This window comes from Achromobacter sp. (genome assembly GCF_032113835.1).
Classification (GTDB): Bacteria; Pseudomonadota; Gammaproteobacteria; order Burkholderiales; family Burkholderiaceae_B; genus Achromobacter.
Genome location: NZ_DAMCTG010000008.1, coordinates 96,594 through 109,294 on the forward strand (window position 1 = coordinate 96,594; position 12,701 = coordinate 109,294).

The following is a 12,701-nucleotide window of genomic DNA, read 5'->3' on the forward strand; positions in this document are numbered from 1 at the left end:
CGGAGGGCACGACGTGGATTGGAGCATTCTGCTGGCGCAGGCCACGATCAACGGCTTGATCGTGGGACTGCTGTACCTGCTGATGGCGGTGGGCTTCACGCTGGTGTTCGGCGTGATGCGCATGGTGAATTTCGCGCACGGCGAGTTCTACATGCTGGGCGCGTTCGGCGCGTACTACCTGACCACCCAGGCGGGGCTGACCTTTCTGCCGGCCGTGGCGCTTACCTTCGCGCTGGCGGTCGCCGGGGGCGCGGTGCTGGAATGGGGTGTGCTCAAGCCGTTCCGGCGCGACGAATTGAACGGCATGATCGCCACCATCGGCTTGGCGATGATCCTGCAGAACCTCGCGCTGATGTTCTTCGGACCGGACCCGCTGTCCATGCCGGCCGTCGCCCAGGGCACGGCGCGCATGGGCAAGCTGGTCGTGCCGCTGTCGCGCGTGTACGTGGTGTTGTTCGCGCTGCTGGCGCTGGCATTGCTGTACGGCTTTCTGAAGCATTCGCGGCCCGGGCGCGCGCTGCGCGCGGTGGTCGAGGACTTCGAGATCGCCGCGATCCAGGGCATCCGCTCGCGCATCTACTACCCGCTCGGCTTCGGCCTGGGCGTGGGGCTGGCGGCCGTGGCAGGCGCATTGATGGCGCCGCTGTTCTCGGTGTCGCCCTTCGTGGGCGCCACGCCGCTGCTCAAGGCGTTCATCGTGGTGATCCTGGGCGGACTGGGCAGCATTCCGGGCGCCGCCGTCGCGGGGCTGGCGCTGGGGCTGGCGGAAAGCTACGGCAGCCTGCTGTTCGAAAGCAGCACCGCCGACATGCTCATCTTCGCCATCGTGATCGTCATGCTGGTCGTGCGGCCCAAGGGGCTGCTGGGCCGGGGGGAGGCATAAGCCATGACCGTACTTTCGCTTGAAGCCGGCATGGCGCGGCCCGCGCCCGTGCAATGGCTGTTGTGGCTGGCCCTGGCGGCCGCCGCCGTGACGCCGTGGTTCGCTGGGCCGTTCGTGCAGCACCTGGCCGTGCTGACCTGCCTGAACGTGCTCATCGTCAACGGCCTGGCGCTGATCGCGCGCTGCGGCCAGCTTTCACTGGGCCATGCCGCGTTCGTCGCGGTGGGCGCCTACGGCTCGGTGCTGGCGGCGCGTCATCTGGGCTGGAGCTTTCTGCCGGCCACGCTGGCGGGCGTTGCCATCACCGCAGTCGTTGCGCTGGCGCTGGGCGCCATCATCCTGCGGCTGAAGGGCGTGTACTTCGTGCTGGTGACGTTTGCCTTCGGCGAGCTGGTTCGGCTGGCGCTGCTGGACGGCGCGTCCTGGTCGGGCGGCGCCAACGGGATCGCGGGCATCCTGCCGGCCGAACTGGCGGGCTGGGTGTTCGACAGCCGTGCCAGCTTCTACGGTCTGGCGCTCGCCGTGGCGCTGGGGTCCGTGGCGCTGCTGGCCGCGGTGGCCCGGCGTCCGTTCGGCCATGCCATCGACGCGGTGGCCGAAAACCCCGCGTTGGCCGAGTCCACCGGCCTGTCCGTGCAGCGCATCCAGCTCTGCTCCTTGGTGGGCGGCTGCGCGCTGGCGGCGGCCGGCGGCGCCTTGCAGGCGCGCTACGTCGGCTATGTCTCGCCGGAATCGTTCAACGCCAGCATCTCCATCAGCTTCATCATCATGCTGGTCATCGGCGGCCGGCGTTCGGTCTGGGGCGGGCTGATCGGCGCCATGGTGCTGACGCCGCTGCCGGAACTGTTCCGCGGGGCGGTCCAGACGCAGCACATCTTTTACGGCGCGGCGCTGATCCTGATCCTGCGTTTTCTGCCCGCGGGCCTGGCCGGCCTGCCGGGGCCTTGGCAAGCGCGCCGCCGCAAGGAGTCGCAATGAACCAGCCTTTATTGCAGGTGACGGGCCTGTCCCGCAGCTTCGGGGGGCTGGCGGCCTTGCGCGGGCTGACGTTCTCCATCGCCAGCGGCGAGATCGTGGGCCTGATAGGTCCGAACGGCGCCGGCAAGACCACAGCCTTCAACGTCATCAGCGGCGCCATGCCGCCCAGCGCCGGCACGGTGCAATTCGACGGCAGCGACATCTCGGGCGCGCCGCCCAGCCGTGTCGTCGTGCATGGGCTGGCCCGCACGTTCCAGTCCACGTCCACCTATCCCGGCGTGACGGTGGCCGAGAACATCCATCGCGGCATGCTGTCGCGGGTCAGGCATTCGTGGCTGCGGCGGCTGGCCGGCCGCAGCGAAGACCTGCTGTCGGCCGACGAGGTCGCCCGCGAGGTCGATCGCCTGCTCACGCTGCTGGATCTGCAGGCCTGGCGCGACGCGCCGGCCGGATCGCTGGCCTACGGCCTGCAGAAGAAACTGGGCATCGCCGTCGCGCTGGCCTGCCGGCCGCGCATGCTGCTGCTGGACGAGCCGGCCGCCGGCCTGAACCATGAAGAATGCAACGAGCTTGGCCGTCTGCTGCGGCGGCTGCGGGACGAGGAGGGGCTGACGATGCTGCTGGTCGAACACCACATGGCGCTGGTCATGGAGCTGTGCCATCGCATCGTCGTGCTGGTCCAGGGCGAGAAGATCGCCGAGGGCACGCCGCAGGCCATCCGCGACAACCCCGCCGTGATCGAAGCCTATCTGGGAGCGCCCGACTATGCCCATGCTTGAAGTCCAGGATCTGAATGTGCGGTACGGGCAGCTGGAGGCGGTGCGCGGCGTCAGCTTCAACGTCGAGCAGGGCGAGATCGTCGCGCTGGTCGGCTCGAACGGCGCCGGCAAGAGTTCCACGCTCAAGGCGCTGATCGGCCTGGCGCCGGTGGCAGGCGGCCGCGTGCGCTTCGAAGGGCGCGACATTTCCCGGCTGGGGTCGGCCGCGCGCGTGTCGGCGGGCCTGGCGCTGTCGCCGGAAGGGCGGCGCCTGTTCGGCCGGATGACCGTGCTGGACAATCTGCTGGCGGGCGCGCATGCGGTGGGGTCGCGTGCCGGCGTGCGGGCGCGGTTGGACGAGATCTATGCGCTCTTTCCGCGGGTGCAGGAGCGGCGCGCGCAGCTTGCGGGCTCGCTATCGGGTGGCGAACAGCAGATGGTGGCCATCGGTCGTGCGATGATGGCGCAACCCCGTCTGCTGATGCTGGACGAGCCGTCGCTGGGCATCGCGCCCAAGATCGTGGCCGAGATTGCGGGCGCCATCCAGCGCATCAATCGCGATAGCGGCATCGCCATCGTGCTGGTGGAACAGAACGCGCGGCTGGCGCTGCGCCTGGCGCATCAGGCCTACGCGTTCGAGCATGGCGAGGTGGTGCGCAGCGGCAAAGGAGCCGAGATGCTGGCGGATCCCTTCGTGCAGAAGGCCTACCTTGGAGTCTGAAATGAATGCGCCAGACGCGCTACCCGAGTACGAGATCTACGCCGTCCGCTACGCAAGCATGGCACGCCAGCGCCGCGACAACTTCCTGGGCGGCGATCCCCACGACGGCGACATGCCCATGGATTTCTTCGTGTGGCTGGTCCGCGGCGCGGGTCGCGTGGTGCTGGTCGACACGGGCTTCAACGCCGGCATGGCGCGCCGGCGCCGGCGCGAGCTCATCCACTGCCCGATCGGCGCGCTGGCGGCGTTGGGCGTTCAGCCCGGGGATGTGCAGCACGTGGTGCTGACGCATCTGCACTACGACCACGCCGGCAACCTGGACCTGCTGCCCGAGGCGACCTTCCACGTGCAGGACGACGAGATGGACTACGCCACGGGCCGCTGCATGTGCTTCGAGCCGCTGCGTCACGCGTACGCGGTTGAGGATGTGGTGTCGCTGGTCCGGCGCGTGTACGAGGACCGCGTGGTGTTCCATGACGGCGATGAGGCGCTGCTGCCGGGTATCGAACTGCTGAAGATCGGCGGCCACACCAAAGGGCTGCAATCGGTGCGGGTGCACACCGCGCGCGGCTGGGTGGTGCTGGCGTCAGATGCCAGCCACTACTACGAGAACATGGAGCGAGGGCGGCCGTTTCCCATCGTCTACAACACCGTGCAGATGCTGTCGGGTTACGCCAAACTGCATGCGGCCGCGCAATCGGACCAGCATGTGGTGCCGGGCCACGACCCGGCGGTGCTGCAGCGCTATCCCCGCTTTGAGGATTCCCCCCACGTGGCGATGTTGCATCTGCCGCCGCGGGGGGATTGAGCCGGCGGCGATCAGCCGCGGCGCGTGCTTTCCGCGTACTCCATGTACAGCTGATGCGCGCGGCGCGCGATCGGGCCGTACTCCAGCGGACGATCCTCGACGCGGTTCACGTGCACCACCTTGCCGTAGTTGCCCGACGAAAACACTTCGTCGGCCGCTTCGACGTCGGCGCGGGTCAGGCTGCGTTCCTGCACCTCGATGCCGTCGGCCTTCAGCAGCGCCAGCACGCGGCGGCGCGTGATGCCGTTCAGGAAGGTGCCGTTGTCCACGGGCGTGGAGACGACGCCGTCCTTGGCCAGCCACAGGTTGCTGGTGGCGAACTCGGCCAGGTTGCCCGCGCCGTCCAGCATGATGGCGTTGTCGAAGCCCTTTTCGGCGGCTTCGCGGATGGCGCGTTGGCCGTTGGGATACAGGCACGAGGCCTTGGCGTCGGTGGGCGCCATGTTGGGCCACGAGCGCGCAAAGCTGGAGAAGCAGGCGGAAAAGCCCTGGTCGCCCGGCATCGGCACCTTGAACACGTGCAGCACGAACTGGGTCTTGTCGGCGTCGGGCAGCAGGAAGCCATCGGCGCAGAAGAACATGGGCTTGATGTAGAGCTCGGACCCCTCGGGGAAGCGCGCCACGGCCTGCAGGCACAGGTCCTGGATGGCTTCCCAGGTCATCTGCGGCTTCATCAGCATCTTTTCCGCCGAGCGCACGACGCGCTGGCAGTGCAGGTCCAGGTCGGGCGTCAGGCCGCGGAAGGCGCGCGCGCCGTCGAAGACCATGCTGGCCATCCAGAAGGCGTGGTCGGCCGGGCCGAGCAGTTTGGGGTTTTCAGTGGTCCAGTGACCGTTGTGCCAGAACAAGGCATCCATGATTGTCTTCCTTCGCTTGAATCGGGTTGGCCTCTGCCGGCCGAGCCGCCAGAATACATGAGCCGGCGCGTTATTCCTTGGCCAGCGCCGCCTGCACGCGGTCCGCAACATCCGCGGGCATCCATTGCCGCCAGACGGGCGCGTACTGCTTGAGGAAATAACGCGCGGCGTCCTCGGGTTCCTTGCCTTCGTTTTCCAGCCACCCCAGCGTGGCGTCGATGGCGTCGTCCGGCACCGTCAGCTTGGTCAGGAACTCGGTGACGCGCGGCGCCTGTTTGGCGAACTGGGCGTTCATGCCGGTGACCACCGGATTGGGCTTGAACTGCGTGGCTACGGGATCGGCGCATTTCGGGTCGGTCATGCAGGTATAGGCGGCCTGGTCGAACGCCGGCAGTTCGAGCTTGACCAGATCCAGCGCGCCGACCAGCGACGTGGGCGTCCAGTAGTAGAAGACGATATCGCGCTTGCGCTTGTAGGCCGAGACGATCGCCGCCTTTTGCGCGGCGCCGGAGCCGGGCGCGAACAGGGAGTAGTCCTTGTCCAGCTTCAGCGCACGCAGCAGGTTGTCGTTCAGCGTGCCGCAGGCCCAGCCGGCCGGGCAGCCATAGATGCGGCCGCGGCCCGGGTCCTCGGGGTCGGCAAACACTTCCTTGAATCGCGCCAGGTCGGCGGCGGACTTGAGGTCCGGGTGGCGTTCGACGGTGTAGCGGGGCACATACCAGCCTTCGCCGGCGTCATAAACGTGGCCCACGCCCAGCACCTTGCTGCTGGCCAGCGCCTTCTTCCAGGCGCCTTCGATCTGGCCGGGCCAGACCTCGGGTGTGACGTCGACGTCGCCGCGTTGCAGCGCGGCCAGCATGGGCAGGGTCTCGCCGATCTCGACAGACGTCTTGCAGCCGTAGCCATGTTCCAGCACGAAGCGTTCGATGCCGGCAAGCACCAGGTTGGATTCCCAGTTCAGGCCACTGAAACGGATGGGCCGGTCGACTTCGCATGTCGGAGCGGCGGGCGCGGCGTGGGCCGCGGCGGGGGACAGCAGGGCGGCGGCCAGCGCGAGTGCGCCGAAGCCGGGAACGAGATGCGTGATGCGCATGGTCGGCACCTGTGTAGTGAGGTGCCTGCCATTGTACGAGGCGATCGCGCACGCCCCAATGCAACGGGGCCGCTATGCGCGGCCCCGGGGGTCAAACAACCGAAGATTCAGATCATGCGCGGGCAGTGCGGCGGCGGTTGAAGAGGGCGCCCAGTTCGCCCACGATGCCGCGGCGGAAGGCCAGCACGCAGATCACGAAGATCAGGCCGCTGACGATCGTGACCGATTCGCCCAGGCGCAGGAACCATTCGACGCCGGTCAGGTTGGCCATCATCTGGCCAAAGTCGCCCACCTTGTTCTCCAGCAGCACCACGATGAACGCGCCCAGCACGGGGCCTGTCAGCGTGCCCAGGCCGCCGATCAGCGTCATCAGGATCACCAGCCCGGACATCTGCCAAGTGGCGTCCGACAGCGTGGCCGACACGAACACCAGCGTCTTGGTGGCGCCCGCCAGGCCGGCCAGCGCGGCCGACAGCACGAAAGCCACCAGCTTGAAGCGGTCCACGTCGTAACCCAGGGAGATGGCGCGCGGCTCGTTTTCGCGCAGCGCCTGCAGCACCTGGCCGAAGGGCGAGTTCACCGTGCGCCAGATGATGAAGTAGCCAATGATGAAGATGGCCATCACCAGGTAGTACAGGTTGATGTCCTTGGACAGGTCGACCAGTCCCAGCAAGGTGCCGCGCGGGACGCTTTGCAGGCCGTCTTCGCCGCCGGTGAATTTGGCCTGCAGGAAGAAGAAGAACACCATCTGCGACAGCGCCAGCGTGATCATCGAAAAATAGATGCCGCTGCGGCGGATGGCAAGCGCGCCCATGGCCAGCCCCAGCAGTGCCGCCACGGCCACGCCGAACAGCAGCCCCAACTCGGTCGGCAGGCCCCAGACCTTCATGCTGTGCCCGGCCGCGTAGGCCGCGCTGCCCAGGAACGCGGCGTGGCCGAAGGACAGCAGCCCCGTGAAGCCCAGCAGCAGGTTGAAGGCGCACGCGAAGAGGGCGTAGCACATGACCTTCATGGCGAAGATCGGATACACGCCGGCGAAGGGAAGCAAGGCCACCACGATGGCCAGGACCGCATAGCCCAGGAATTGACGATTCATTTTTCTTTTCCGAACAGCCCGGCCGGGCGGATCAACAGAACAATGGCCATGATGATGAAGACGACCGTGCTGGACGCTTCGGGCCAGAACACCTTGGTCAGGCCCTCGATCACGCCCAGGCCAAGTCCGGTGACGATGGCGCCGAAAATGGACCCCATGCCCCCGATCACGACCACCGCGAACACGACGATGATGAGGTTCGAGCCCATCAGCGGCGAAATCTGCAGCACCGGCGCGGCCAGCACGCCGGCAAAGCCCGCCAGCGCGACGCCGAAGCCGTAGGTCAGCGTGATCATGCGCGGCACGTTCACGCCGAAGGATTCCACGAGGCGCGGGTTCTCGGTGCCTGCGCGCAGCAGGGCGCCCAGACGGGTGCGTTCAATGACATACCACGTGGCAAAGCAGACGATGATCGACGCCGCCACGACCCAGCCGCGATAGTTCGGCAGGATCATGAAGCCCAGGTTGGTCGCGCCGCGCAGGGCCTCGGGCGTGGGATAGGGCTGGCCCGACACGCCGTAGAAGCTGCGGAACAGCCCCTCGATCAGCAGCGTCAGCCCGAAGGTGAGCAGCAGCCCGTACAGGTGGTCGAGCTTGTAGAGATGCTTGAGCAGCAGTTTTTCAATGATGATGCCGAACAGCCCCACGATCAGCGGCGCCAGGATCAGCATGACCCAGTAGTTCAGGCCAAAGTACGAAAGCCCCATCCATGCGACGAACGCGCCCAGCATGTAGAGCGCGCCGTGGGCGAAGTTGATGACGTTCAGCAGCCCGAAGATGACGGCAAGTCCGAGCGACAGCATTGCATAGAAGGAACCGTTGACCAGGCCCAGTAACAGCTGGCCGAACAAGGCCTGTATGGGGATGCCGAAAATGTCAGTCATCTTGGGAAAGTCCTGCGCGGTACGGAAGGAAGCGAGCTAGTCAGGAGGAGTGCGGCCGGGCCATCGGCCCGGACCGCATCCAGGATCACATGGGCTGGTTTATTTCTTGACCAGCTTGCAGGTGGACTCGGACAACTTGGTGTAGACCTCGTCGCCAGGCAGCGTCGCCACCACCTTGTAGTAGTCCCACGGGCCCTTGGATTCGGCCGGGGTCTTCACTTGCATCAGGTACATGTCGTGGACCATGCGGCCGTCTTCGCGCACGACGCCGCCTTGGGCGAAGAAGTCGTTCACCTTGTTCGACTTCATCCACTTCATCACGTCGTCGCCGTTATCCGAGCCGGTGGCCTTGACGGCGTTCAGGTAGAACATTGCCGACGAGTAGTCGCCCGCCTGCAGCATGGACGGCTTGCGGCCGACCTTGGACTCGAACTTCTTGGACCAGGCGCGCGAGGCGTCGGATTGATCCCAATACCAGCCGTCGGTCAGGTACATGCCCTTGGTGGCATCCAGGCCGAGCGAGTGCACGTCGTTGATGAACACCAGCAGGCCGGCCAGCTTCATGGTCTGCGTGACGCCGAATTCGTTGGCGGCCTTGACCGTGTTGATGGTGTCGCCGCCGGCATTGGCCATGCCCAGGATCTGCGCCTTGGACGATTGCGCCTGCAGCAGGAAGGACGAGAAGTCCGAGGCGCCCAGCGGTGCGCGCACCTGGCCCTTCACCTCGCCGCCCGCGGCCTTGACGACCGCCATCGTGTCGCGCTCAAGCGCGTGGCCGAAGGCGTAGTCGGCGGTCAGGAAGAACCAGCTCTTGCCGCCGTCCTTCACCACCGCCGAGCCGGTGCCGCGCGCCAGCGCCACGGTGTCGTAGGCGTAGTGCACGGTGTACGGCGAACATTGCGCGTTGGTCAGGTCGGACGAGCCGGCGCCCACCGCGATGAAGGGCTTCTTCTTTTCCGCGGCGACCGCTGCCATGGCCAGGCTGGTGGCCGAGTTCGTGCCGGCGATGATGACGTCGACCTTCTGCTGGTCGAACCATTCGCGGGCGCGAGCCGAGGCCACGTCGGCCTTGTTCTGGTGGTCCGCGGAAACGATTTCGATCTTCTTGCCGTTGACCGTGCCGCCGAAGTCCTCGACAGCCATGCGCACGGCTTCCAGGCCCGCCTTGCCGTCGATGTCGGAGTACACGCCCGACATGTCGGTGATGAATCCGATGCGGATGACATCGTCGGAGATACCTTGAGCGTGGGCGGTTGCCCCCGCGAATCCCAGGCCCGCCATGGCCAGTGCAGCAGTGATGGTGTGCAGCTTCATGGGATGACTCCTCTTCCCTACATTGTGGTGTTTGCCGGGGTTCCGGCGGATGACACAGGTTGCTTTAGACGCCCAGCAGTTCGTTGAGCGTGTCCTGTTTTTCTGAAAGTTCGGCGGCTTCGAAGTGCTCGACGATCTGGCCGTGCTCCATGACGTAGAAGCGGTCGGCCAGCGGCGCGGCGAAGCGGAAATTCTGTTCCACCATGACGATGGTGTAGCCCCGCTGCTTGAGCGCGGTGATCATGCGGGCCAGCGCCTGCACGATGACGGGCGCGAGACCTTCGGAGATTTCGTCCAGCAGCAGCAGGTTGGCGCCGGTGCGCAGGATGCGCGCGACGGCGAGCATCTGCTGTTCGCCGCCCGACAGGCGCGTGCCGGGGGAATTGCGGCGCTCCTGCAGGTTGGGGAACATGTCGTAGATCTCGGCCAGCGACATGCCGCCGCCGAGCGAGCCGACAACCGGCGGAAGCAGCAGGTTCTCTTCGCAGGACAGGCTGGCGAAGATGCCGCGTTCCTCGGGGCAATAGCCGACGCCCAGGTGGGCGATCTTGTAGGTGGGCAGGTCGATGGCTTCGGTGCCATGGATGCGGACCGAACCCTTGCGCGAGCCGGTCAGGCCCAGGATGGCGCGCAGCGTCGTGGTGCGGCCGGCGCCATTGCGGCCCAGCAGCGTGACGACTTCGCCCTGTCCCACGCGCATGTCCACGCCGTGCAGGATATGCGATTCCCCGTACCAGGCATTCAGGCCCGAGATTTCGAGTGCGGGGGTGCTCATGCGTGCGCTCCTTGAAGTTCGCCGTCGGTCGTGCCCATGTAAGCCTGCATCACGGCCGGATGGCGGGAGACTTCGGCGTAGGAACCTTCGGCCAGCACCGATCCGCGCGCCAGCACGGTGATGGTGTTGGCGATGGAGGACACGACATTCATGTTGTGTTCCACCATGAGGATGGTGCGCCCGGCGCTCACGCGCTTGATCAGTTGCGTGACGCGGTCCACGTCTTCGTGGCCCATGCCCTGGGTGGGTTCGTCCAGCAGCATCAGCTCGGGCTCCATCGCCAGCGTGGTGGCGATCTCGAGCGCGCGCTTGCGGCCGTACGGCAGGTTGACCGTGGTTTCGTCGGCAAAGCCGCCCAGGTCCACCTGTTCAAGCAGCGCACGCGCGGGCTCGTTCAAGGCGGCCAGGCGCTTGTCGCTTTGCCAGAAGTGATAGGACAGCCCCGTCTTGCGCTGCAGGCCGATCCGCACGTTCTCGAGCACGGTCAGGTGCGGGAACACCGCCGAGATCTGGAACGACCGGATGATGCCGCGCCGTGCAATCTGCGCGGGGCGCTCGCCGGTGATGTCGATGCCATTGAACTTGATGCTGCCCGACGTGGGCGCCAGGAATTTGGTCAGCAGGTTGAAGCATGTGGTCTTGCCCGCGCCGTTAGGCCCGATCAAGGCATGAATCTCGCCCCGCTTGATACGCAAATCGACCCCGTTGACCGCGACGAAGCCGCGGAACTCCTTGGTGAGGCCTTTTGTCTCCAGGATTGTGTCATCCATGTTCGCTGCACCAGCGTTGTATTTATATGGTCTCTGCCTGGCGTCATTGCGTCAGGCCCCCGCAGGGTTCGAAAACTGTTTTCGTGCGTAGTTTTCTTATGAGTTGCCGGCGAGTATGCGGACGTCGCAATCAAAATTCCATGAGGGTTTGTCATAGGTTTTGCACTGCGGAAAGGGCAATTGTCGGCACGCCGACAATGCAGCGCGCGCATGGGGAGAAAGCCTTTCCAATATGGAAATGCGTTGCAGCAATTACGCGTTGATCGTCATCAAGATGTCACGCGGAATAGGCGAGGGAAAACCCGGTTTTCCGCTCGCATAATCCGCTGCGCGCTTGCACGCGCCGGATGCTTTATGCAGGGGTTTTCTGCTTGAATTCGCAGAGATCGGAAATGCCGCATTGCGGGCACTTCGGTTTGCGCGCCACACAGACGTAGCGGCCGTGCAGAATCAGCCAGTGATGCGCGTCCAGCAGATATTCCTGCGGCACGAACTTCATCAGTTTCAGTTCGACTTCCAGCACGTTTTTTCCGGGCGCGATGCCGGTGCGATTCGAGACACGGAATATGTGCGTGTCCACCGCCATCGCCGCTTGCCCGAACGCGGTATTGAGCACCACGTTGGCGGTCTTGCGGCCCACGCCGGGCAGGGCTTCAAGCGCCTCGCGCGTCTGCGGGACCTGGCCGCCATGCTGCTCGATCAGGATCTTGCAGGTGGCGATCGCGTTCTTCGCCTTCGTGCGGAAGAGGCCGATGGTCTTGATGTAGTCGGCCAGTCCTTCCTCGCCCAGCGCCGCCAGCGCTTCGGGCGTGCCGTACTGCGGGAAGAACTTGCGCGTGGCGATGTTGACCGACTTGTCCGTGGCCTGCGCCGACAGCAGCACGGCAATCAGCAGCTGGAACGGCGTGTCGTATTCCAGTTCGGTGGTGGGCGTGGGATTGGCCGCGTGCAGGCGGGCAAAGATCTCTCGGCGTTTGGCGGCGTTCATGACTGCGTGGGATTGCGGCGGGCCCGGGCGCGGGCCAGTGCGGATTCGATGGCGGAGCGCTTGCGGTCTTCCTTTTCCTCGGAAGCGGGCGCGGCGGGGGCGGGCGCTTCGGATATCTCCGGCGCCATCAGGCGCGCATTGTCGGCCGCCAGGCGCTCGGCGCGCGCCAGGTGGTTGCGATGGCGCTGGCGGCTGATCGCGGCGTCCTCGCTGGTCCACGCGCGGCCGGCGGGCACCATCTCGATGCAGTCCACCGGACAGGGCGCCACGCACAGGTCGCAGCCCGTGCACCAGTCGTCCAGCACGGTGTGCATGTGCTTGTTCGCGCCGACGATGGCGTCGACCGGACAGGCCTGGATGCACAGCGTACAGCCGATGCAATGCGATTCGTCGATGCGCGCGACCAGCAGCGGGCCTGGTTCGCCGCGCGACAGATCAAGCGGCAGGAGGGGCGTGCCGAGCAGCGCGGACAACTGCGCGATGCCGTCTTCACCGCCGGGCGGACAGCGGTTGATCGGCACGGCGCCTTCGGCGATGGCCTCGGCATACGGCCGGCAGCCGTCGTAACCGCATTTGGTGCATTGCGTCTGAGGCAGCAAGGCGTCAACGCGGTCGGCTAATGAGCGACAGGACATGTAAAGCCAGTAATGAAAAGGGGCCGCTCGGGCCCCGGGGGTACGGATCAGGTTGCCGGCGGCCGGCGCGGGGCCGTCGTCAAGCCGATTGCCGGATGAACTCGGCAATTTTAGGACAGATCATTTCGCGCCACCGGCGGC

At 66.1% G+C, this 12,701-nt stretch carries 14 protein-coding genes; 5 read left to right on the forward strand and 9 right to left on the reverse strand.

The window, feature by feature from the left end:
• Positions 1-13: 13 nt before the first annotated feature.
• Genes RT697_RS05500 through RT697_RS05520 form a run of 5 tightly spaced genes read left to right on the forward strand, consistent with a single transcriptional unit; the run spans position 14 to position 4,148 of the window.
• Positions 14-883 (forward strand): branched-chain amino acid ABC transporter permease, encoded by an 870-nt coding sequence (locus tag RT697_RS05500; RefSeq protein WP_291381271.1) that lies wholly within the window; start codon positions 14-16, stop codon positions 881-883.
• 3 nt (positions 884-886) lie between these two features.
• Positions 887-1,861 (forward strand): branched-chain amino acid ABC transporter permease, encoded by a 975-nt coding sequence (locus RT697_RS05505; protein ID WP_313697342.1) that lies wholly within the window; start codon positions 887-889, stop codon positions 1,859-1,861.
• Positions 1,858-2,640, forward strand: a complete 783-nt coding sequence (locus RT697_RS05510) for an ABC transporter ATP-binding protein (protein WP_313697343.1) — start codon at positions 1,858-1,860, stop codon at positions 2,638-2,640. Before RT697_RS05505 ends, RT697_RS05510 begins: the two co-directional genes overlap by 4 nt.
• Positions 2,627-3,340: an ABC transporter ATP-binding protein gene (locus tag RT697_RS05515; RefSeq protein WP_313697344.1), complete on the forward strand. Its 714-nt coding sequence runs from the start codon at positions 2,627-2,629 to the stop codon at positions 3,338-3,340. The genes RT697_RS05510 and RT697_RS05515 overlap by 14 nt, the downstream gene beginning before the upstream one ends.
• A gap of 1 nt (position 3,341) precedes the next feature.
• Positions 3,342-4,148, forward strand: a complete 807-nt coding sequence (locus RT697_RS05520) for an N-acyl homoserine lactonase family protein (protein ID WP_313697345.1) — start codon at positions 3,342-3,344, stop codon at positions 4,146-4,148.
• An 11-nt stretch (positions 4,149-4,159) separates the two neighbouring features.
• Here the strand turns inward: RT697_RS05520 and RT697_RS05525 are convergent, their stop codons facing one another.
• From RT697_RS05525 to rsxB, 9 genes are all read right to left on the reverse strand, one after another.
• Positions 4,160-5,005, reverse strand: coding sequence for a branched-chain amino acid aminotransferase (locus RT697_RS05525; protein WP_313697346.1), 846 nt, complete (start codon positions 5,003-5,005; stop codon positions 4,160-4,162).
• Between the two features lie 70 nt (positions 5,006-5,075).
• On the reverse strand, positions 5,076-6,098 hold the full coding sequence (locus tag RT697_RS05530; RefSeq protein ID WP_313697347.1) for an ABC transporter substrate-binding protein: 1,023 nt from the start codon (positions 6,096-6,098) through the stop codon (positions 5,076-5,078).
• A gap of 112 nt (positions 6,099-6,210) precedes the next feature.
• Positions 6,211-7,194 carry a branched-chain amino acid ABC transporter permease gene (locus tag RT697_RS05535; RefSeq protein WP_175122984.1) on the reverse strand — a complete coding sequence of 328 codons (984 nt, stop codon included), beginning with the start codon at positions 7,192-7,194 and terminating at the stop codon, positions 6,211-6,213.
• Entirely contained in the window at positions 7,191-8,078 is an 888-nt protein-coding gene (locus tag RT697_RS05540) for a branched-chain amino acid ABC transporter permease (protein ID WP_313697348.1), read from the reverse strand. Before RT697_RS05540 ends, RT697_RS05535 begins: the two co-directional genes overlap by 4 nt.
• 99 nt (positions 8,079-8,177) lie before the next feature.
• Positions 8,178-9,392, reverse strand: coding sequence for an ABC transporter substrate-binding protein (locus RT697_RS05545; RefSeq protein ID WP_056568137.1), 1,215 nt, complete (start codon positions 9,390-9,392; stop codon positions 8,178-8,180).
• A gap of 64 nt (positions 9,393-9,456) precedes the next feature.
• Complete coding sequence (locus tag RT697_RS05550) at positions 9,457-10,167, reverse strand: ABC transporter ATP-binding protein (protein WP_062840538.1); 711 nt, start codon at positions 10,165-10,167, stop codon at positions 9,457-9,459.
• Positions 10,164-10,937, reverse strand: a complete 774-nt coding sequence (locus tag RT697_RS05555; protein WP_175122982.1) for an ABC transporter ATP-binding protein — start codon at positions 10,935-10,937, stop codon at positions 10,164-10,166. Before RT697_RS05555 ends, RT697_RS05550 begins: the two co-directional genes overlap by 4 nt.
• A gap of 352 nt (positions 10,938-11,289) precedes the next feature.
• A complete protein-coding gene (nth, locus tag RT697_RS05560; RefSeq protein ID WP_312430407.1) occupies positions 11,290-11,925 on the reverse strand; it encodes an endonuclease III in 636 nt (211 codons plus the stop codon).
• On the reverse strand, positions 11,922-12,560 hold the full coding sequence (rsxB, locus tag RT697_RS05565) for an electron transport complex subunit RsxB (protein ID WP_313697349.1): 639 nt from the start codon (positions 12,558-12,560) through the stop codon (positions 11,922-11,924). Before rsxB ends, nth begins: the two co-directional genes overlap by 4 nt.
• Positions 12,561-12,701 lie beyond the last annotated feature (141 nt).

Excerpts from the sequence above, each read along its gene's own strand:
- RT697_RS05505 (WP_313697342.1), top strand. The coding sequence starts at position 887 with ATGACCGTACTTTCGCTTGAAGCCGGCATGGCGCGGCCCGCGCCCGTG.
- RT697_RS05510 (WP_313697343.1), top strand. The coding sequence starts at position 1,858 with ATGAACCAGCCTTTATTGCAGGTGACGGGCCTGTCCCGCAGCTTCGGG.
- RT697_RS05515 (WP_313697344.1), top strand. The coding sequence starts at position 2,627 with ATGCCCATGCTTGAAGTCCAGGATCTGAATGTGCGGTACGGGCAGCTG.
- RT697_RS05520 (WP_313697345.1), top strand. The coding sequence starts at position 3,342 with ATGAATGCGCCAGACGCGCTACCCGAGTACGAGATCTACGCCGTCCGC.
- RT697_RS05525 (WP_313697346.1), bottom strand. The coding sequence starts at position 5,005 with ATGGATGCCTTGTTCTGGCACAACGGTCACTGGACCACTGAAAACCCC.
- RT697_RS05530 (WP_313697347.1), bottom strand. The coding sequence starts at position 6,098 with ATGCGCATCACGCATCTCGTTCCCGGCTTCGGCGCACTCGCGCTGGCC.
- RT697_RS05535 (WP_175122984.1), bottom strand. The coding sequence starts at position 7,194 with ATGAATCGTCAATTCCTGGGCTATGCGGTCCTGGCCATCGTGGTGGCC.
- RT697_RS05540 (WP_313697348.1), bottom strand. The coding sequence starts at position 8,078 with ATGACTGACATTTTCGGCATCCCCATACAGGCCTTGTTCGGCCAGCTG.
- RT697_RS05545 (WP_056568137.1), bottom strand. The coding sequence starts at position 9,392 with ATGAAGCTGCACACCATCACTGCTGCACTGGCCATGGCGGGCCTGGGA.
- RT697_RS05550 (WP_062840538.1), bottom strand. The coding sequence starts at position 10,167 with ATGAGCACCCCCGCACTCGAAATCTCGGGCCTGAATGCCTGGTACGGG.
- RT697_RS05555 (WP_175122982.1), bottom strand. The coding sequence starts at position 10,937 with ATGGATGACACAATCCTGGAGACAAAAGGCCTCACCAAGGAGTTCCGC.
- nth (WP_312430407.1), bottom strand. The coding sequence starts at position 11,925 with ATGAACGCCGCCAAACGCCGAGAGATCTTTGCCCGCCTGCACGCGGCC.
- rsxB (WP_313697349.1), bottom strand. The coding sequence starts at position 12,560 with ATGTCCTGTCGCTCATTAGCCGACCGCGTTGACGCCTTGCTGCCTCAG.